General features: G+C 68.5%; 19 protein-coding genes, 1 tRNA gene and 1 pseudogene. 10 read left to right on the top strand and 11 right to left on the bottom strand.

Annotated features, from left to right (window positions below; all coding sequences use genetic code 11):
- The 3 genes from WBA97_RS14680 to WBA97_RS14690 all read right to left on the bottom strand — a co-directional run.
- Window positions 1-1,416, bottom strand: a 1,416-nt coding sequence (locus WBA97_RS14680; RefSeq protein ID WP_424231352.1) for a hypothetical protein, incomplete at its 3' end; no start/stop codon positions are given.
- 99 nt (window positions 1,417-1,515) lie between these two features.
- On the bottom strand, window positions 1,516-2,025 hold the full coding sequence (locus tag WBA97_RS14685) for a pilin (protein ID WP_424231353.1): 510 nt from the start codon (window positions 2,023-2,025) through the stop codon (window positions 1,516-1,518).
- Complete coding sequence (locus WBA97_RS14690) at window positions 2,016-2,906, bottom strand: hypothetical protein (protein WP_424231354.1); 891 nt, start codon at window positions 2,904-2,906, stop codon at window positions 2,016-2,018. Before WBA97_RS14690 ends, WBA97_RS14685 begins: the two co-directional genes overlap by 10 nt.
- 628 nt (window positions 2,907-3,534) lie before the next feature.
- Between WBA97_RS14690 and WBA97_RS14695 the strand changes: the two genes are divergently transcribed.
- Genes WBA97_RS14695 through WBA97_RS14710 form a run of 4 tightly spaced genes read left to right on the top strand, consistent with a single transcriptional unit; the run spans window position 3,535 to window position 7,471 of the window.
- A complete protein-coding gene (locus tag WBA97_RS14695) occupies window positions 3,535-4,515 on the top strand; it encodes a hypothetical protein (protein ID WP_424231355.1) in 981 nt (326 codons plus the stop codon).
- Window positions 4,508-5,410, top strand: coding sequence for a DNA methyltransferase (locus WBA97_RS14700; protein ID WP_424231356.1), 903 nt, complete (start codon window positions 4,508-4,510; stop codon window positions 5,408-5,410). The genes WBA97_RS14695 and WBA97_RS14700 overlap by 8 nt, the downstream gene beginning before the upstream one ends.
- On the top strand, window positions 5,407-6,168 hold the full coding sequence (locus WBA97_RS14705; RefSeq protein WP_424231357.1) for a recombinase family protein: 762 nt from the start codon (window positions 5,407-5,409) through the stop codon (window positions 6,166-6,168). The genes WBA97_RS14700 and WBA97_RS14705 overlap by 4 nt, the downstream gene beginning before the upstream one ends.
- Window positions 6,152-7,471: a DNA cytosine methyltransferase gene (locus WBA97_RS14710; RefSeq protein WP_424231358.1), complete on the top strand. Its 1,320-nt coding sequence runs from the start codon at window positions 6,152-6,154 to the stop codon at window positions 7,469-7,471. Before WBA97_RS14705 ends, WBA97_RS14710 begins: the two co-directional genes overlap by 17 nt.
- 29 nt (window positions 7,472-7,500) lie before the next feature.
- Here WBA97_RS14710 and WBA97_RS14715 read toward each other — a convergent pair whose 3' ends face one another.
- Window positions 7,501-7,782: a helix-turn-helix domain-containing protein gene (locus WBA97_RS14715; protein ID WP_424231359.1), complete on the bottom strand. Its 282-nt coding sequence runs from the start codon at window positions 7,780-7,782 to the stop codon at window positions 7,501-7,503.
- A gap of 625 nt (window positions 7,783-8,407) precedes the next feature.
- Here WBA97_RS14715 and WBA97_RS14720 point away from each other — a divergent pair.
- Both WBA97_RS14720 and WBA97_RS14725 read left to right on the top strand, forming a co-directional pair.
- A complete protein-coding gene (locus tag WBA97_RS14720; protein ID WP_424231360.1) occupies window positions 8,408-8,749 on the top strand; it encodes a hypothetical protein in 342 nt (113 codons plus the stop codon).
- 586 nt (window positions 8,750-9,335) lie between these two features.
- Window positions 9,336-10,421 (top strand): annotated as a pseudogene (locus WBA97_RS14725) (recombinase family protein); the annotation flags it as partial.
- 655 nt (window positions 10,422-11,076) lie between these two features.
- Here WBA97_RS14725 and WBA97_RS14730 read toward each other — a convergent pair.
- The 5 genes from WBA97_RS14730 to WBA97_RS14750 form a co-directional block, all read right to left on the bottom strand.
- Window positions 11,077-11,149, bottom strand: a tRNA-Ala gene (locus WBA97_RS14730).
- 32 nt (window positions 11,150-11,181) lie between these two features.
- Window positions 11,182-12,033 (bottom strand): gephyrin-like molybdotransferase receptor GlpR, encoded by an 852-nt coding sequence (gene glpR, locus WBA97_RS14735; protein ID WP_424231361.1) that lies wholly within the window; start codon window positions 12,031-12,033, stop codon window positions 11,182-11,184.
- A 111-nt stretch (window positions 12,034-12,144) separates the two neighbouring features.
- A complete protein-coding gene (locus WBA97_RS14740; RefSeq protein WP_424231362.1) occupies window positions 12,145-12,813 on the bottom strand; it encodes a GNAT family N-acetyltransferase in 669 nt (222 codons plus the stop codon).
- The gene (gene glp, locus WBA97_RS14745) at window positions 12,806-14,029 is read right to left on the bottom strand and encodes a gephyrin-like molybdotransferase Glp (RefSeq protein WP_424231363.1); all 1,224 of its coding nucleotides are present in this window, start codon (window positions 14,027-14,029) and stop codon (window positions 12,806-12,808) included. Before glp ends, WBA97_RS14740 begins: the two co-directional genes overlap by 8 nt.
- Window positions 14,030-14,053: 24 nt before the next feature.
- Entirely contained in the window at window positions 14,054-14,980 is a 927-nt protein-coding gene (locus tag WBA97_RS14750) for a UTP--glucose-1-phosphate uridylyltransferase (protein WP_424231364.1), read from the bottom strand.
- Window positions 14,981-15,004: 24 nt separating this feature from the next.
- Here WBA97_RS14750 and WBA97_RS14755 point away from each other — a divergent pair, with 24 nt between their 5' ends.
- The 4 genes from WBA97_RS14755 (at window position 15,005) to mscL (ending at window position 17,388) form a co-directional block, all read left to right on the top strand.
- On the top strand, window positions 15,005-15,613 hold the full coding sequence (locus WBA97_RS14755; protein WP_424231365.1) for a 5-formyltetrahydrofolate cyclo-ligase: 609 nt from the start codon (window positions 15,005-15,007) through the stop codon (window positions 15,611-15,613).
- A gap of 102 nt (window positions 15,614-15,715) precedes the next feature.
- Window positions 15,716-16,063: an FmdB family zinc ribbon protein gene (locus tag WBA97_RS14760; RefSeq protein ID WP_424231366.1), complete on the top strand. Its 348-nt coding sequence runs from the start codon at window positions 15,716-15,718 to the stop codon at window positions 16,061-16,063.
- A gap of 85 nt (window positions 16,064-16,148) precedes the next feature.
- A complete protein-coding gene (gene cpaB / locus WBA97_RS14765) occupies window positions 16,149-16,772 on the top strand; it encodes a Flp pilus assembly protein CpaB (protein ID WP_424231367.1) in 624 nt (207 codons plus the stop codon).
- 130 nt (window positions 16,773-16,902) lie between these two features.
- The gene (gene mscL, locus WBA97_RS14770) at window positions 16,903-17,388 is read left to right on the top strand and encodes a large-conductance mechanosensitive channel protein MscL (protein ID WP_424231368.1); all 486 of its coding nucleotides are present in this window, start codon (window positions 16,903-16,905) and stop codon (window positions 17,386-17,388) included.
- A 37-nt stretch (window positions 17,389-17,425) separates the two neighbouring features.
- On the opposite strand, the gene WBA97_RS14775 is transcribed toward mscL, so the two are convergent.
- Together WBA97_RS14775 and WBA97_RS14780 are read right to left on the bottom strand one after the other, a co-directional pair.
- Complete coding sequence (locus tag WBA97_RS14775) at window positions 17,426-17,578, bottom strand: hypothetical protein (RefSeq protein ID WP_424231369.1); 153 nt, start codon at window positions 17,576-17,578, stop codon at window positions 17,426-17,428.
- A complete protein-coding gene (locus WBA97_RS14780) occupies window positions 17,578-18,072 on the bottom strand; it encodes a MogA/MoaB family molybdenum cofactor biosynthesis protein (protein WP_424231370.1) in 495 nt (164 codons plus the stop codon). The genes WBA97_RS14775 and WBA97_RS14780 overlap by 1 nt, the downstream gene beginning before the upstream one ends.
- Window positions 18,073-18,167 lie beyond the last annotated feature (95 nt).

Consider the following 18,167-nt stretch of genomic DNA (forward strand, 5'->3'; position numbering starts at 1 on the left):
CCCGCGGCCACCTCCGCCACGGCCGCCGCTCGTCGCGCCGACGGCGCCGCCGACCTTGCCGAGCGCGCCGGTCTTCCCGGCGACCATGCCGAAGGTTTTCGCCGCGATGTAGGCGCGGGCCAGGCCACCGAGGAACGAGCGGCCGGAACCGACTTTGACCGCCTTCAACAGCCAGAACGGGATCTTGAACAAGATGAAGAACAAGGCGATCGCGGCGACCAGCATGCCGAGCGCGGACAGCGTCGAGCCGAACAGATTCACACCGCCGGACAGGAACGTGCGGACCGCGGTGATCAGCACCAGCGCCTGAGCGACCTGGATCGACAGCGTCGCGGTGAGCGCCTTCCACCACCAGCGAGCCAGCGGGTCGGTGTGCGGCAGCGCGTGGAACATCAGGAACAAGGGGCCCGAGATGATCAGGACGAGGGTGATGACGATCCGGACCACGTAGACGACCAGCAGGCCCAGGCCCACCACGACGAGCACCAGGCCGACCAGGATGATGAACAGTCCGCCGGTCTGGATGCCGACGACGGCGTCGGCGAGGGTGTTGCCCAGCGAGGGCGCGTTGCCCCCGTCGCCGAGGATGCCCAGGGTCAGGCCGTTGGCCAGTCGGATGAGCTTGTCCGTGAAGAACAGCGACAACGCCGAGGCCATGAACGCGATCGGGATCCTCGGCCCGATCTCCTTGATCGAGCAGCGCGCCTGGACGCTCTCGTGGCCCATCACGACGATGCCGCCGAGGAGGATCAGTAGGCCGTAGGCGGCGACCACGAGTTCCCAGGAGTTGTTCCACAATTCGCCGATGCCGGGCAGGTCGCCGATCGTCGGCGTGGACAGCGCGGTGTTCCCGATCAGTTCCAGGATCGGCGAGAGGGCGGCGTCGACGATGCTGCGGAACGCCGAGTTGATGGCCTCGGTGATGCAGGCCCCGATGTCGGTGATTCCGCAGTCCGAGTCGCCCTCGCCGCTGCCCGTTCCGGGCTGCTGCGGGCCAGCGCTCGGTAGCGGCGTGGTCGGCTGCGGGATGCAGTCCTCACCCGTGCACGGCTGGCTCGGAGTCGTGGTCGGGGCGGACGGAGTGCAGCCGATCTGGCCGGGGAAGCTGCATGTCGTCGGCGCGGGCACCCCGGTCGGGAGTGGCAGCGGCGCGGTGGGCAGCGGCTTGGTGGTCGTCGGCGCGGGCAGTTGGCACACCGGCAGCGGCGAATCCGGCGTGCAGGGATCCACGGTGGGGACCGGCAGCGGCGGTTGCGGCGGGGGCTGCGGCGCAGTGGGCGAGGCCCACGCGCTGACCGCGAGGACGCCGACCAAGAGCACGACGATGCTCAGCGCCAGCATCCAGCCCGCGTGCCAGCGCCGCGGCCGACCAGCCGACAGCCGGTCGGCGCTGGTGTCGCGGACCGGGGAGAGCATCGCTCGGTCCCCGTCAATTCGTCCGGCGGCAGCGGTCGCGACCGGGCCGCCGGACCGGCGGTACGGGCGAACCGTGGGCGGGGTGCTGACGGCCATCGGTCAGGCCCCGACGATCCCTTTGAGGATCTCCACGACCAGCGGCGCGAGCGACGCCAGGCCGAAGCCCCACCCGGCCGACTTGAACGCGGTCTTGGCTTTCTCGACCTCGCCGGGGTCACCGCCGCCCATCACGTAGCGGACGCCGCCGATGGACACGAACACCGTGGCCAAGCCGGCCAAGATGCCCATGATCCAGTTGCGGACGTTGTTCAGCACCGTGGTCACCGAGTCCGCGAGGGCGGCGACCATCGTGTCGGCGTGCGCCACCGACGCAGAAGCCAGCAGCGCGAGGATCGCCAACTCGACGATCAGTGCCACGTGCGACCAGCGGCGGGGGCGGACTGGAGTCCAGTCCTCCGGCGTAATGATCGGAGCACTGGTCGGATCGCCGCCGGTGACCTCGTCCGGCGTGCTCGACGCTGTGGCCTCGGCCGACGGTTGCGGGTTGCCGTCGAGGCGTGCGTTGCGCGGTCCGATCGCGGCGGGGAAGAATCGATCGATCAGGCGCATTGGGGCACCTCCGAAGGTCGGGCTGAGCGCGGGTGTGTCCCGCAGCCCTGAACTCCGGATTTCGCGTCCGTTTTGGACACGCGACCCTGAACTTTCTGTACCGACTCGACCTCACGGACCGACACGGACGGTGACGAGCGAGGGAAGTCACGGATCGGTGCGACCGGGCGCGTCAGGGCCGATGTGGTGGCCACTTGATCGGTCAGCGGGTCGGTCGGATCGGTCTCGGCGGCGCTGTCACGCAGGTACTCGGCGAGGCGGAGTTCGGCGCGTTTGCGCGCCTTGTAGACCGCCCACTCGCCGGTCTGGTGCTGCGCGGCCCAGTCCGCGACGAGCACCTCTTCCAACCGGGTCGCGCCGATGAGTGCGGCCTCGGTCTGGGTCAGGACTCCGTCCGCGACCGCACGGGCGAGGACCAGATCCGGGTGTCCCCACGGCGTGTGCGGTGGGGTGGATCGGAAGCCTGGCGCGACCGGAGTCGGACTCGACAGCGCCTCGGCGAGCGCGTCGTAACCGGACCGGTAGGCGGCCCACCGCAGCCGCAGCATGACCCGTGGCGGACGCAGATCGATGGTCGACAACGCGGTCAGAAAGCCGCGCATCACCTCGGCGTGAACGTCGGCCGGATCGCCGGCGAACCGATCGGACAGGGTGGCCGCGACAGAGGTCAGCGCGGGCAGTGCGACCCCGACCGCGGCTACCGTCCAGGTCGCTCCTTCAGTACGGGAGCGCAGCACCAGATGCGCCCACACCTCGTCCCGCGTCGCCTGCGGGCATCGGCGCGCCAGCAGCCGGTCGCGGACCTCGTCCAGCGGGATGTGCCGGTCGGGCAGACCGGGGAAGAGACGGCCGTTCAGCGACACCGGATGTGGCCCGGTCACCAGCCAGGTAAACGTGTCCCGCGCGATATCCAACGAGTTCGGGACAGCCTCGTCGCCACCGCGACGAAAAACGGATTGTGCTGCCATTTCGTGACTCCAACAGCGTCGATGTGGACAACAACGAAGTCAGGAAGCCACGACCAATACCAGCGAAATACCATGCCATTACTAGTCGCCAACTAGAAAACCGCGACAAGGCTACTAACGAACTACTATTTCACTCAGCGAACGCGGCCAATCAAGATCATCAAATGGCGTCGACGCCAGGGGGCCGATCGACGCTAGTAGCCGTTTACCTGTAGTTATAGTCGCCTGCTAGTACAGAGCTAGTAGTCACAGCGAGCTCTAACGGGGCCACGGCAGAGATCAACAACGCGATATCGAAAAGATCTTGAAAAATCTCTCCATGACTGACCCAGGAGACGGTTCGCGACGAGCCGGAGTCGACCGAACAAGCGACGCTCGACGAAGCGCTTGACAGAACTGCCCGAATGACTTCGAGTCGCAATAAACGCGATCCAGCGCGATGAAAAGATATTCGGGCGAGGCATGTCCAAAAGAGGGTCTAAATACGGAGTTAAGGGGCGTCAGAACGCACCGCACCACCACTCGCCGGAGGAGACCCGCGATGACCCCGACACTCGGCAACGACTCCCCAGGAGACGGCTTCCAGGAGCACAGCCCGACCGTCCCGACCCTGCTCCCGCACCGGCGGCGAACACCGCGTCTGCGCGGCCTGCGCCTCACGTTGCGCCACCCCCGGCCGGTCCTGCCGAGCGCCGTCTGGCCGTGCGCTCAAGGCGACCTCCGCGAAGGCGCCGGGCTGCGCGCAAACTGGCTGCTGACCGCGGTCATCAAGCTCGTCACCAGCTACACCCAGCCCGGCCAGCGAGTGCTCCTGCTCGACCCCGCGCCCTACCTCGCACCGCGCAGGTCGTGGCCGCCAACCGGGGCCCACAACCAGTCCCGGCGCAGCTCGTACGCCGGACTACACGAAGCGGGCTGGACCGTGGTCCGACTCGGCCGGGGCATCCAGACCCAGACCGTCGTCGCCCACCCAGACCCACTCGGCGAACACCCCGACGAGGCGTCGGCCGAGTCCGAGTCCGGACCCCGACCGCACACCGCCAGTCCGACCACCGACCACTCCGCAGGACCGTCGACACACCACCGTCCCGGACCGGCCTCGACCGCGACCGGCGTCGGTCCGGATCGCTACGACCTCGTCATCACCGCAGCCGAACCGCGCACCCTCGACTGGTTCCGTCCGGCCGACTGGGCCGGTCTGCTCACCCCAACCGGCACCCTCGCCGTCATCACTCATGGTGATCGTTCCCGTGATCGGCTCGCCGACCCCGCCTGCTCGCTGGTGCGCGCGGCGCACCGCACCGGACTGCGCTATCTCGATCGCATCGCCCTGCTGCGCGTGCCTGTCCGCGACGGCGCGCTTGCTGTCGCGACCCCGGCCCCGCACACCCGCCCGCCGGCTCCAGCGCGACCGCCCGCGACGCCCGCTCGGCACACCCAGGTACACGACGACCTCTTCGTGTTCACCCGCCAGCCGGCCCCGGCCGACGCTGCCGACGGGGAGGAGACCTCCGATGACTGATTGCCCCACGTCGCCCTGGCCGCTCCCTCTGCCGCCGGTGAAGGAGCCGCCGATCCCGCCGCTGTCGGTCTGGCCGACCGGGCAGCGTGACCCTCTCGCGCAGCTACGCGACGCCGGCTGTGTGCCCGGCACCGAGACCGACACCGAGCGGATTCCACCCACCGTCGCCGCTCACGCGATCACCACCTACACCCGACCGGGCGACCTCGTTCTCGACCCGGATTGCGGCGCCGGCACCGTCCTCGTTGAGGCAATGCGCGCCGGCCGTCACGCGCTCGGACTCACCGCAGGCACCCGGTGGTGGACGCTCGCTCGCGCCAACGTCACCGCCGCCAAGACCGCGGGCGCGTGGCGCGACGGCTCGGTCCTCGACGCCCGACCGAAGGTGCTCGCGACCGTCCGGACCGCCGGGTTGATCGGGCGAGTCGGACTCGTCCTGACCACCCTGCGCGCCGCGCCGGACCGCGCGACCGGCCCGGACCGCGACCCGGTCGAGTCCGCCCTCGCCAACCTCGCCACGACACTGCTCTACTGCGAGCCGCTGCTGCGTGCCGGCGGACACGTCGTCGTCATCGCGCGACCTCTCCGGCACCCGGACGGCGCGCTGGTCGACCTGACCACCCCGCTCGTCGCCGCCGGAACCTCGGCCGGGCTGGCGCCGGTCGAACGGTGCATCGCACTGACCGCCGGACTGCGCGGCAACCGACTGGTCACCCGCGCCTCACTGGCCGAGCGCCGCGCCGCAGCCCGCGCCGCCGGTGCGCCGACCGCGCACCACGAGGTGCTCGTCTTCCATGCCGAACACGACGCCCAACTCGCTGCGGAAGCGACCGCCGACATCCCGCAGCCCGCCGACGACGGCGTCGAGTACCCCGGTGGGAGGCGAGCGGCATGACGACTCGCCTGTACTGCCGCGACTGCGGCTGGCACCCAGAGTTCCGCCGCAAGCGTGCCGCGCGCCGCGCCGCCGGTCGTCACCGCTGCACCGGCACTCCGGTGGCCGAGACCTATCCACCGTGGTGGTCCCGCCTGTGGACAAGGCCGTCGGGTAACCACGCTGTCGACAGCGAAAACGATGCGGACGGCCAGACTCCTGACGACGAACTGGTCGACGCTCGCGGCAACCGAATCCAGTGGGCAGCACTCGCCGCACATCACGTCGAAACCACCCGCAGCGCCCGTCAGGCGATGGTCGAACTCGTCCGCGCCGGCTACCAGATCGGGCGGGCTCCCTACGGCTACCGCGCCCTGCGCATCCGCGTCATCGATCCCAGCGGACACAGCAAACTACGCGCGGTCCTTGTCCCGGACTGGCAGACCGCCGCAGTCGTCAAGCAGATCTTCATCTGGCGCGCCGATCACGGCCTGGGCTTCGCAGTCATCGCCGCGCGACTCAACAACGACCCGCACCAGTACCCAACCCCTGTGCCCAACGGGCGCTGGACCGCCAAGGGGGTCCGGCGGGTCGTCACCAACGTCAAGTACACCGGGCGCCAGGTCTGGGCCCGCACCGTCGCCGACCGCCCGGCACCCATCGAGCAATGGGTCACCTCGGCGCCAAAAGTGCACGAGCCACTGGTCGACGAACGCACGTTCCATCGAGCGCAGCCCAAGCGCGTGGCCGAGGGCGGTGGCCATGACAGTGCTGTGTGACCGCCTTCCTGGACACCTCGGAACGAGGGCCACCCTCACATTTGGCTCGCTCTGCACGGGATACGGCGGCCTGGACCTCGGCGTGGCGACCGCGCTTGGCGGCGGACGATTGCTGTGGGTGGCAGATCCGGACCCACATGTGAGCAAGATCCTCGCCGCTCGTATGCCGGACGTGCCCAACATCGGCGATATCACCACCATCGACTGGCAACAGGTCGAGCCCGTCGATGTCCTCACCGCCGGATTCCCGTGTCAGGACATCAGCGCAGCCGGGCGTCGAGCCGGCATCAGGAAAGGAACCCGAAGTGGACTCTGGCACCTGGTCGTCGCAGCCGTTCGCCATCTACGACCGGCGCTCCTCATCGTGGAGAACGTCGGCGCCCTCCGCTGGCGCCGAGGTGGCCTCGACATCGTTCTCGGCGACTTGGCCGAAGTCGGGTATGACGCGCAGTGGACATGCGTTCGAGCGTCCGACATCGGCGCACCCCACCGACGCGAGCGTGTTTTTCTGCTCGGATACCCAACCGGGGCCGTCTTCTCCGCACAGCCGGTCACGAGAGAAGGCGACCACGACGACCGCCCGGCTGAGCCGGAATCCGTGCGAGTCCGTCAGGCTGCTTCCGACTCCGCAAGCACGGGACGACACGCGTGGCGGATGCTCACCGGAGTCCCGTGTGACAGGGGGACACCAGGTGAACCTCACCGACACGGTGACGACCTTCCTGCCGACACCGGTGAGCAGCAACCCCAACGATGGCGAGGACCCCTCCAGTTGGCTGCAGCGGCGGGCTCGTCACCGTGCGCGGGGCATCCACGGCAACGGGATGGGTATGCCCTTGTCGATCGCGGTGAGACTGCTGCCGACGCCACGAGCGAGCGACACGGGTACATCCGGCAGGAGAACCGGAGCGGGTTTCGGTCCTCCCCTGTCCCAGGAGATTCTGCCGCTGTTCCCTACGCCGCCCGAACCGTAGACGCTCGTCAGGTCAAGTCCGAGACCGAGCACGTCCACTGGGGCCCGTATGCGCCAGCGATCCGGCGATGGGAGCTCGCTCGTGGCATAGCAGTCCCGCATCCGACGGAACCCGGCACGAGTGGCCGTCCCCGCTTGTCACCGCGGTTCGTCGAATGGCTAATGGGGCTCGACCCAGGCTGGATTACCTCTGTCGAGATATCTCGGGCCGCCCAGCTAAGAGCGCTGGGCAACGGCGTCGTTCCCCAACAGGCAGCGTTCGCCGTCCGACTCATGCTGGACGATCTTCTACGTCTCGACGTGCGCGACGATGAGGCCCAAGCCGCATGAACGGTACCGCCGCCCTCAGTGCGTGCCCGTCATCGGCTGGCCGGAGAATCGCTCGCGCCCGGCACGTCGGCAATCGATACCTCCTGCGGAGTGTCGATCCCGAACAGCTCGTTCGGCGTGCACTGCAACGCCGTGCACAGCGCCTGCAGGGTCGCCACCTTCACCTGGACCGGTTGCTTCTTCATCAGATCCGACACCGACTGCAGGGACAGTTCGAACCCGGCGCGCTGGACGAGGAGCTCGCGCAGTTCTGTCGCGGCCCAGACGTCGCGGGAGGCCATAACCTTCCGCAGCCGCCACTCGATCTGCACCTGCTGCCGTCCCGTGCTCGTGCTCCGCACAGCGCTTCGCGCCGTTGCCAATCGACGCTCAGTGTCCCCGATGGCGATGGAAGTCGGCTGCCGCATGTCCGGCGTGTTCAGTAGACCAGCACCCAAGGTCAGGCAATATCTTCACTACACAGGCAGCGCTAGGTTTATTCAGGTGCTACCTTAGTTGAGTGTCAGACATATACACGGCCCGATGGGGAGGAGGTGCCTCGGCACCCAACGCCTTCATCACACTGCCGACGCGACACCGTTCGCGATCCGCACCGGCAGTGATCCGCTGGACTCGCGTCGACCGCCCAGCCCGTGCACACGGGGTGGGCGAGCACAAGTTTGGCAAGGCCCACAGTCCTGCCGAACGACAAGAGTTCAGCACGGCCACGAGCGCCGGCCCCGCACACGTGCATCCGGGGAGTAAAGGCCCATTGGTCGTGACAGCTTCGGCAATTCCAGCTCATTCAACGCACGTCATGGTGCGTGCCCGCGCCGCCACCAAACCCGCCTCGTGCGGACCAGCGAGCGCAGGTGTTGGCGGCTGGAGTTGCCCGCTGTGTCGACGGTTCCTGTCGCCGACCAGCAGTCCCGTGAACCTGCGCCACCCGCGAGCTTCATGGGCACGAAGGGGACGCTCATGTGCGCTCAACCCCGCAACCCCGACCAGGCCAATGACAACTATGTCGACGTTTCCGCTCCGGCCGATCAGGAGCAGCAGGAAAGCCCCGACGACACGCAGACCAGACAGCCCCGACGACACGTTGGCGCGGGCAGGACCGTGCGCAACGTCGTGGTGCGCGGCGTTCGCCGCGATCCCCCCGACACGAGCAAGCTCGCGCGGGTCGTCGCAAGTCTCGCGGCAGCCATGTTGGCCGTCGAATCCGGCGAGCAACCGGCGCTCGCCGAGTCGGACACCGCAGGCGCCAGCCACCGCGATCACCACCGCGACGCGGCATGATGTCGCGCGTTCGCGCTCGCGAAATGCCGCCTGCCTGTTTCTCGTACGCGTGGTGAGGGCCTCGCGGAGATCGAGCAGACGGACGCACCCGCAGATCGTCGCGACCGTCCGTCATCACGAGCCAGCAATCCCACCGGGGCTCACTGCTTTGCCCACCACCATCCCCATCCAAGACGACTCACAACGAGGTGTCATGACCAGCGCCTACGCCAACTCCGACAACGCACTCCGACCGTCGGATCCCCCTGTGCCCGCCACCCCCGCGGTGATCTACATGCGCATGGGCTCGCCCGGACGGGCCGAGACCGACGACAGCGTCGCGGCCCAGCGTGAGGCATGTCTCCGCAAGGCCAGGGAAATGGGTTTCTCGCTCATCGACGAGTACACCGACCCGAACGCTCGACTCTGGCGACGAGCCGAAACGCCAGCTGTTCCCACGCATGCTCGCGCGGCTCCGCCAACCGTTGAGAAACAGCAACCAGGCCGCGAATTCGCCGCTCGCGATCAGCGCGGGGCCGAACCGTCAGGACCACGGGCCGACTGCACGGGGTCCTCCGTCTAGGCCACCGTCAAGAAGGAGGTGTTCATGACCAGCGCCTATGCCGACCTCATCGATGAACTACAGCAGGACGTCACCATCCCCATCCAGCTGCCGACGGACGACCTTGCTCCCGGCAATCGCGCAGTGATCTACCTGCGCGTGTCCTCGACCGGGCAAGTCCGGACCGACTACAACCCGGAAGGCATCTCCATTCCGGCCCAACGGGAAGCGTGCCTTCGCAAGGCGCGAGACCTCGGCGTCACGGTCATCGACGAGTACGTCGAGCCCGGACGCTCAGCCATGGAGATGACCAAACGCGAAGCGTTCCAGCGCATGCTTGCGCGAGTTCGCGCCCAGGGCGACGTTGACGTCATCATCATCTACCAGCTCTCGCGTATGGCACGGAACCGCTACGACGACGCGATCGTCATGGCGGACCTGCGCAAGCGCGGCGTCACTCTGGTCTCGGCCACCGAGGCCATCGACGACACCCCGGTCGGCCAGCTGATGCACGGCATCCTGGCCACGTTCAACGAGTACCAATCCCGCCAGTCCGGTGCCGACATCGCCTACAAGATGGGCCAGAAGGCCCGCAACGGCGGCACCCTGGGTCGAGCCAAGCTGGGCTACCTCAACCACATCGACCACTCCGACGGCCGCGTGATCCGCACGATCATCGTCGACCCCGAACGGGCGCCCTTTGTCCAGCTGGGGTTCGAGCTCTTCGCCACCGGCGACTACACCCACGAAGAGCTGGCCGACGAACTCTACGACCGCGGCCTCCGCACCAGGGCCACCCAGCGGCACCCAGCCAAGAAGGTCTCCGAGAACAAGATTTCGCAAATGCTGCGTGATCGCTACTACCTCGGATTCGTCGAGTATGACGGCGAAGAAATCCAGGGGCGACATGAGCCGCTCATCGACGAGGACCTCTTCGACACCGTCCACGAGACCCTCGAATCGCGCATGACGGCACAAGAACGCCGTCGCGTCCACCACCACTACCTCAAGGGGTCGCTCTTCTGTGGACGCTGCCAACGTGACGGCATCAAGCGGCGGATGATCATCCAACGGACCATCAACTCCAAGGGCGCCGAATACCTGTACTTCTTCTGCCGCGGCCGGCAGAAGGGGGCGTGCCAAGCACCCCACGTCAACATCACACTCGTCGAGGACGCCGTTGAGCGCCATTACTCCGCGATTCGCTTCAGCCAGCCGTTCATCACTGACATGCGTGATCAGATCGATGCCGTGATCGGCGACCAGGAAAAGTCCGCACGCCTGCTGCGCAAGCAGATCACCGCACAGCTCAAGGAACTCGACACGAAGGAGGAGAACTTGATCGACCTCGCTGCCGACAGCACGCTGCCTCGGACCAAGGTCAAGGAGAAGCTACGCGACATCGCACGCGAGCGCCGTCGGCTGGAGGGGCGCCTGGACACGACCAACGCCGACCTCACCGACAGCGCCCGGCTCGTCGACGCCAGCCTTACCCTGCTCGCACAGCCCGACAAGCTGTACCGACGCTGCGACGACCAGCAGCGGCGTCTACTCAACCAAGCGATCTTCCACGCCATCTACATCGAGGACGAGAAGATCACAGACGGTGAGCTCAGGGAGCCTTTCGGGGAGCTCCACACCATCCAACGCCAGCAAGCCACGCCAACCAACCCGCAGCCCACAAAAAAGGCCACCCACATTGCGGGTGGCCCATGCTCGCCGTCAAGCGTCGCGGTCCTACTCCGTGGCCTTCATTCAGGCACTTGTTCTAGTAAGACCCCTAAGGTGGAGCTGCGGGGAATCGAACCCCGGACCTTCTCGATGCGAACGAGACGCGCTACCAACTGCGCTACAGCCCCTGATCTGCGTGCCGGGGAAGAGTATCAGACGCCTATTCGCCCACCGCACGGCGGTAGGGCAGGTTGGCTGCCTCGTCGAGGTCCTCGAAGGCGGGGTCTTCGTCGTCGATGTCGACGAGCACGGCGCCAGCGTGGTGGGTGACGGGCACGGCGGGGCCGTCGAGGACGCGCTCGCGCTGGACGGGCGGCTCCTCTTCCTCGTGGTAGATCTCCTCGACGTACTCCTCGACGGTGCGTGGCTCTTCTTCGGTGTACCGCGCGAGGGCCTGGGCACGGCGGACACGCTGCATGCGGGCGAGCCGGCGTTCGCGGATCTCGTTCTCGATGCGGACCTGCCTGCGGAGGTAGCCGAGGTAGGTGACGAGTACGAGGTCGATGGCGCCGTGGGCCCACCACACCGGGGGGTAGAAAACCGCTGCGGCGACGGCGGTGAGGATCGCGCCGATGATCATGGCGAGGACGACGCGCTGCCGGAACGCGTACCTGGCGCGTGCGATCACGGCGGCCGCTTCGGGGTCGAAGCCGCCCCTGCCGGGGCGGTAGCGACGCTGATAGCCGTCGTCGTAGTAGTTCATGTCGGCCTGGCCAGTGTCGTCATCCGGCACATCCTCCGAGACTTCAGTGACCTGCGCCACCAATTCTCCCTCGAAATCCTCCCGGATATCGTCGTCTTCGTGCACGGGGGTCCCCTCCGTGTCGAACGTGTCGAGCCCGGCGTCGAACTCCGCCCCCGTGTCGGCCTCTCCGTCTCCACTGCGCAGCACCCGCGCACCCAGCGCGGCGTCGCCGGTCTTGGCGACCTCCTGCCGCTTGCGCACGATCATCGGCACGAGGACGACGAGCCATGCGATAACGAGCGCGACCACGACAAGTGAGCTCGGCATGTCTCGGCACCTCCCCCGCGCAGACATGTGACTATGTGCGACGACTCCCGTGCCACGTTAGTCACAACAGTCACAGGTGTGTCGGAGGCGCGCCGACGCACGTCCGGGTGATCAGAGGTGCTCAGCGTGCCCTTCGGCGACGAGCCGGGACACGAGTCCACTCGGAACGTCCTCTGTGGTCAGTGCGAAGCAGAGGTGGTCGCGCCAGCCGCCCGCGACGTCGAGATATCGCCGGAACAGGCCTTCCTGGCGGAATCCGAGCCTGGTGAGCACCCGGATGCTCGGCGCGTTCTCCGGCCGCACGGTGGCCTCGAGCCGATGCAGCCCGGCATGGAGGAAGCAGTGGTCCACGACGAGCGCGGCGGCCGAGGAGGCGACCCCGCCGCCAACGGCGTGCGTACCGACCCAGTAACCGATCCACGCCGAGCACAACGAGCCGCGGACGACGTTACCGACCGTCACCTGCCCGGCGAGCTCCCCGTCGACGGTGATCACGAACGGCAGCGACATGCCGCGCCGCGCGAGACCGCGGAGCGTGGACCACTGGGCAGGCCAGGCGAACGCGGCGTTGTTGTTGTCCCAGTCGCCGGGCGCGGTGGGTTCCCACCCCTCCAGGTGCCGCCGGTCGCGGCGGCGGATCCGGCTCCACGCGGCCGCGTCGGAGAGTTTGGGTTTGCGAACCTCGAGCACACCCGCACGGACACGCAGCGGTCCGAGGTGGGCAGGCCAGCCGGGATGGCGGCCGACCGGGCCCTGGCCATAGCTCAACTGCTCAGCCACGTTGGGCCAGGAAACTGACCTGGACCTCTTCGCCCGCGACGACCTCGGTGGTCTCCTCGTCCACGAGGATCAGGCAGTTGGCCTCGGCGAGCGCGGCGAGTAGGTGCGAACCCGACTGGCCGAGCGGCTGGGCGAGGTACTCGCCGTTGCTCTCGTCCCGGAGCAGCTGTGCGCGCAGGAAACCGCGGCGTCCCTTGACCGACACGATCGGGGAGAGTAGCCGGGCGGTGATGTGGCGCCGATGCGGGTTGCGCTTCCCCTGTGCGGCACGGATCAGCGGGCGCACCATCGCCTCGAACACGATGAGCGCGCTCATCGGGTTGCTCGGCAGGAAGAACGTCGGCACGGCGTCCGGGCCGAGCCGTCCGAAGCCCTGCACCGAGCCGGGGTGCATGGCGACACGGCTCATGTCGATGTCGCCGAGGTCGGACAGGGACGACCGGATCTCCTGCGCCAGCTCGCCCCCGACCCCGCCCGCGATGACCACGATCTCGCTCAGCAGCAGCCTGCCCTCGATGGTCTCCCGCAGCCGCCGCGAGTCCGTCGAGACGACGCCGACGCGGTTGACCTCCGCGCCCGCGTCCCGTGCGGCGGCCGAGAGCGAGTACGAGTTGACGTCGTAGACCTGGCCCTGGCCGGGGGTGCGGTCGATGTCGACGAGCTCGTCGCCGAGCGAGATGATCGACACCCTCGGCCGCGGGTACACGAGCACCTTGGCCCTGCCGACGGCGGCGAGCAGCCCGACCTGTGCCGAGCCGATCGCCGATCCTCGGCGCACGGCGACGTCACCGGTCTGCACGTCCTCACCGGTGCGCCGGACGAACGCGGCGGACGGCACCGGCTGCTTGACGGTCACCCGCGCGTGGTGCCCGTCGGTGTAACCGAGCGGCACGACGGCGTCGGCGAGCGTGGGCAGGGGCGCGCCGGTGACGACGCGTACCGCCTGCCCCGGCTGCAGTCTGCGTGGCTGCCGGGACCCGGCCGTGATCTCGCCGACGACCGGCAGCAGCACCGGGTCGGCACCTGCCGCCTGCACGTCGACGCTGCGGACCGCATAGCCGTCCACTGCCGCCTGGTCGAAGCCGGGCAAGGCGCGCTCTGCGACGACCTCCTCCGCGCACAGCAAACCCTGCGCCTCGGAAATGGCCACACGCACCGGCGCAGGCCTGACTGCGGCGGCGAGCGCCCGCCCGAGCTGCTCGTCGACTGACCTCATCGCGGTGACCTCACCGTGTCTTGGCTACTCCTCGATACGCCCGCGCAGCCACTCGCGCAGATCAGGCCCATACTCGGGGTCAGAGAGCGCAAAGTCCACGGCGGCGCGCAGGAAACCCCCAGGATTGCCCAGGTCGTGACGCCCACCCCGGTGAACGACGACGTGCACGGGGTGTCCTTCGCTGATCATGAGCGCGATCGCGTCGGTGATCTGGAGCTCGCCACCCGCGCCCGGCACGATGCGCTTGATCGCGTCGAACACGGCCCGGTCCAGCAGGTAGCGGCCCGCGGCGGCGAAGGTCGACGGCGCCTCATCGGCGGACGGCTTCTCCACCATGCCGATGACCTTCTTGACGTCGGGGTCGTCGGTGTCCTCGACGTCGAACACGCCGTAGGCGGAGATCTGGTCACGGGGGATGTCGAAGGCACACAGGACGGTGCCGCCGTGCTTGGCGCGGGCGTTGATCATGCGGCCGAGCACGCCGCGGGGCAGCACGAGGTCGTCGGGGAGGAGGACGGCGACGGCCTGCTCGTCGTCGTCGAGGTTGGGCTCCGCGCAGCCGATCGCGTGCCCGAGCCCGAGCGCGGTGTCCTGGATGGCGGTCTCGACCTGCTTCAGCAGGGTGGGCGCGTTCTGGACCTTCTTCAGCAGGGCGTCCTTGCCACGGGCCCGGAGCGTCTCCTCCAGCTCCGGCTGCGGCCGGAAGTACTGCGCGACGGCGTCCTTGCCGGGCGAGGTGACGATGACGAGCCGTTCGAGGCCGGCTTCCGCGGCCTCGGTGGCGACGTGCTCGATGCCGGGCGTGTCTACGACCGGGAGCAGCTCTTTCGGCACGGATTTGGTGGTCGGCAGGAACCTCGTGCCCAGGCCAGCGGCCGGAACGATGGCGGTTCGGATGCCTGCGGCCCTGGCCGCGCCGTGCCCAGAAGTGACTGCGGTGGATTGCGCCATGGACAGCGACTCTAACCTCATGTCGTGGCCCGGCCTGGGAGTGATCCAAGTCAGTCAGCCGCACACACCAAGTGGCGGTGGCGCAAGGAGCTGCTCTCCGAACGGAGACGGGTGCCGGGAGCGGTCCGTTTCTCCGAGGCCATCTCGCTGTCGACACACCTGACCAGCGGTCGCATCGTGCGCCCCGGGCAGACGGTGTGCGCGTACGTCCCGATCGGCTCGGAGCCGGGATCAGCGCAGATGCTGGAGGATCTCGCCGAGTTCGGCGCGCGGGTCCTGCTCCCGGTCGTGACCGGCAACGGACCGCTCGACTGGGGCTGGTACCAGGGCAAGGACTCGCTGCGTCCCGGCCCGTACGGGCTGCGGGAGCCGATCGGCGAGCTGCTGGGGTCGTTCGCGCTGCGGATCGCCGATCTGGTGCTCGTGCCCGCGCTGGCGGTGGACCGTAACGGTGTTCGCCTCGGACGTGGCGCTGGTCACTATGACCGGTCGCTCGCGGACACGGCCCCCGGGACGCACCTGGTCGCCGTGGTGCGTGACCAGGAGATTTTCGAGACACTGCCGACCGAGCGGCACGACATCAGGATGACCGCGGTGCTCACGCCCAACCGGGGACTCCTGCGCTTCGTGTGAATCGCTTGAGGGCGTTTGCGCTCAGGCACCGCGTTGGCGCAGAATTGTGGTTAGCACTCCATCGCTACGAGTGCCAGTGACTTGGGGAAGAGGGAGCTACCCGTGCCGACCTATCAGTACGCGTGTACGGCGTGCGACCACCGTTTCGACGCGGTGCAGTCGTTCAGCGATGCCTCGCTGACCGAGTGCCCGGAGTGCGCAGGCAAGCTGCGCAAGCTGTACGGCTCGGTGGGCGTGGTGTTCAAGGGCAGCGGCTTCTACCGGACCGACAGCCGCTCGGAGAGCAAGTCGCCCGCGACCGCGGCCACCTCGTCCTCTTCGGACAAGTCGTCTTCGGACACGAAGACCTCGGACAAGAAGACCTCGGACAAGCCCGCGACGACGCCTGCCTCGACGTCGACCTCGTCGTCGTCATCCTCCTCGTCCTCCACGGACAAGGTCGCGTCCTGACGAAGTTGTCCACAGCTCACTGAGTTATCCACAACCGCCCGGTAACCGGGCGGTTGTGTCGTGTCCCCGCCGTACCGTCGGCCCCATGAAGCTCCCCATCCGCGGCTGGCCCCGCAGACTCGCCATCCGCCGCCTGGTGGCTGCACTGCTCGTGCTCGCGGCGGCGGTGCTGGCGATCAGCCCGCAACCCCGCGAACCGGACACCGTCCCGATGCTCGTTGCGTCCCGGGACCTGGCACCAGGCACGACCCTGCGCGACGCGGACCTGACGGTGTCACGGCTGCCCCCGTCGTTACGCCCGCGCTCCGCGCTGACGGACCCGGGCCAGGCAACAGGCCGGGTGCTGGCGGCCGCGACCACGGCGGGCGAACCACTGACGAACGCACGCATGGTGGGCCCGGAGAACACCCGCCTGACGGCGGGCGACCCGTCGGCGGCGGCCGTCCCGTTCCGGCTGGCCGACCCCGCGGTGGCAGGGCTGCTGACCCCAGGCTTACGCGTGGACGTGGTGACGGTGGCCCCGGAGACAGTGGCCCCGGAGACGGCGTCCGGAGCGGTGGTCCTGGCCGCGAACGCGACAGTGCTGACGGTGAGGCCCGCCGACAAGGCGGCTGAAGGCCACCTGGTGGTGCTGGCGCTGCCGAGGGAGGAAGCGACCAGGGTGGCGGCCGCATCGCTGGGCCAGCCGGTGGCGGTCACCCTCCGCTGACCCAGCGGCACCCAAGCCTGCCGCTGCCCGTCTCCAGCCCCTGCTTGCGGAGGTCTGTTCGCGCCCGGCGGTCGGCACCCTCCGTAGGTCACTACGCTGCGTCGGCAAACGACCTGAAAGGAGCCCGTCGTTGTTAAAGGGTTTCAAAGACTTCATCATGCGCGGGAACGTCCTGGACCTGGCCGTCGCGGTGATCATCGGCACCGCGTTCACCGCGATCGTGACCGCCATCGCCACCCACTTCATCAAACCGCTCATCGCGGCCATCGGTGGCGCGAACGTATCCGGCCTTTCGTGGATGATCGTCAGCGGCAACCAGGCGTCCCGCATCGACTTCGCGGCGATCATCACCGCGATCATCAACTTCTTGATCGTCGCGGGGGTCGTCTACTTCGTGATCGTGCTGCCCATGAAGACGATCCAGGAGCGGCGCAGGCGCGGCGAGGAGGCGGGCCCGTCCGAGCCGACCGATGTCGAGCTGCTCATCGAGATCCGCGACCTGCTCCGTGAGCAGCAGCAGCGTGTGCCCGTGGGACAGCAGGGCCCGCAGCGCGGGATGCCCCCACAGGGCGGGCTGCCACCCCAGGGTGGAATGCCACGGCAGCGCCCGTACTGACGTCGGGGTGCTGGGGAGGAGCCCTCCCCAGCACCTGCTACTCGTGGTGCGGCGGGCGTTCCCGCTCGTACCAGTCGTCGCGGTCGTCCGGCGGTGTCGGGTCGCGCTCGTCGGACGTCGTCGACGGGAGCACGTCGCCGAAGATCTCGTCGAGGTCGGGCTCGGCGTCCCGACGCGGCCGGTCCGGCATCAGTCCAGTGCCGACAGCTGGTCGATCACGTGGGGCACGAGCGCGGACAGCGTCGCCATCCCGTCGCGCACCGCCGAACGCGAACCGGCCAGGTTGACCACCAGTGTGCTGCCGGAGATCCCGACGAGCCCCCGCGAGATGCCCGCGTCCACCGCGCCCGCGGCGAGCCCGGACGACCGGATCGCCTCGGCGATGCCCGGGATCGGCCGGTCGAGCACGCCCTGCGTGGCATCCGGGGTCACGTCGCGCGGCGACACACCGGTGCCGCCGACGGTGACCACCACATCGGCACCGCCGATCACCGCGGTGTTCAGCGCGTTGCGGATGTCCACGATCTCCCCAGCCACCGCGACGGTCCCGTCGACGATGAACCCGTTCTCCTCCAACAGCTCGGTAACCAGCGGCCCCACGGTGTCCTCGTGCTCCCCGTGCGCCACCCGGTCGTCCACGATCACGATGAGGGCTCTGCCGAGTCGTTGCGCGCTCCGTTCCATGCGCTCACCGTAGCCGTGTCCACCGCCCTGCCATCGGCAACCCGGCCAGCCCGGCGAGCAGGTGACGCAACCCGAACTCGAACTGCTCCCCGCCG

This window comes from Actinophytocola sp. (genome assembly GCF_049647105.1).
Classification (GTDB): Bacteria; Actinomycetota; Actinomycetes; order Mycobacteriales; family Pseudonocardiaceae; genus Actinophytocola.

Excerpts from the sequence above, each read along its gene's own strand:
- WBA97_RS14750 (WP_424231364.1), bottom strand. The coding sequence starts at position 14,980 with ATGGCGCAATCCACCGCAGTCACTTCTGGGCACGGCGCGGCCAGGGCC.
- glpR (WP_424231361.1), bottom strand. The coding sequence starts at position 12,033 with ATGCCGAGCTCACTTGTCGTGGTCGCGCTCGTTATCGCATGGCTCGTC.
- WBA97_RS14700 (WP_424231356.1), top strand. The coding sequence starts at position 4,508 with ATGACTGATTGCCCCACGTCGCCCTGGCCGCTCCCTCTGCCGCCGGTG.
- WBA97_RS14780 (WP_424231370.1), bottom strand. The coding sequence starts at position 18,072 with ATGGAACGGAGCGCGCAACGACTCGGCAGAGCCCTCATCGTGATCGTG.
- cpaB (WP_424231367.1), top strand. The coding sequence starts at position 16,149 with ATGAAGCTCCCCATCCGCGGCTGGCCCCGCAGACTCGCCATCCGCCGC.
- glp (WP_424231363.1), bottom strand. The coding sequence starts at position 14,029 with ATGAGGTCAGTCGACGAGCAGCTCGGGCGGGCGCTCGCCGCCGCAGTC.
- WBA97_RS14695 (WP_424231355.1), top strand. The coding sequence starts at position 3,535 with ATGACCCCGACACTCGGCAACGACTCCCCAGGAGACGGCTTCCAGGAG.
- WBA97_RS14720 (WP_424231360.1), top strand. The coding sequence starts at position 8,408 with ATGGGCACGAAGGGGACGCTCATGTGCGCTCAACCCCGCAACCCCGAC.
- WBA97_RS14705 (WP_424231357.1), top strand. The coding sequence starts at position 5,407 with ATGACGACTCGCCTGTACTGCCGCGACTGCGGCTGGCACCCAGAGTTC.
- WBA97_RS14710 (WP_424231358.1), top strand. The coding sequence starts at position 6,152 with ATGACAGTGCTGTGTGACCGCCTTCCTGGACACCTCGGAACGAGGGCC.
- WBA97_RS14685 (WP_424231353.1), bottom strand. The coding sequence starts at position 2,025 with ATGCGCCTGATCGATCGATTCTTCCCCGCCGCGATCGGACCGCGCAAC.
- WBA97_RS14775 (WP_424231369.1), bottom strand. The coding sequence starts at position 17,578 with ATGCCGGACCGGCCGCGTCGGGACGCCGAGCCCGACCTCGACGAGATC.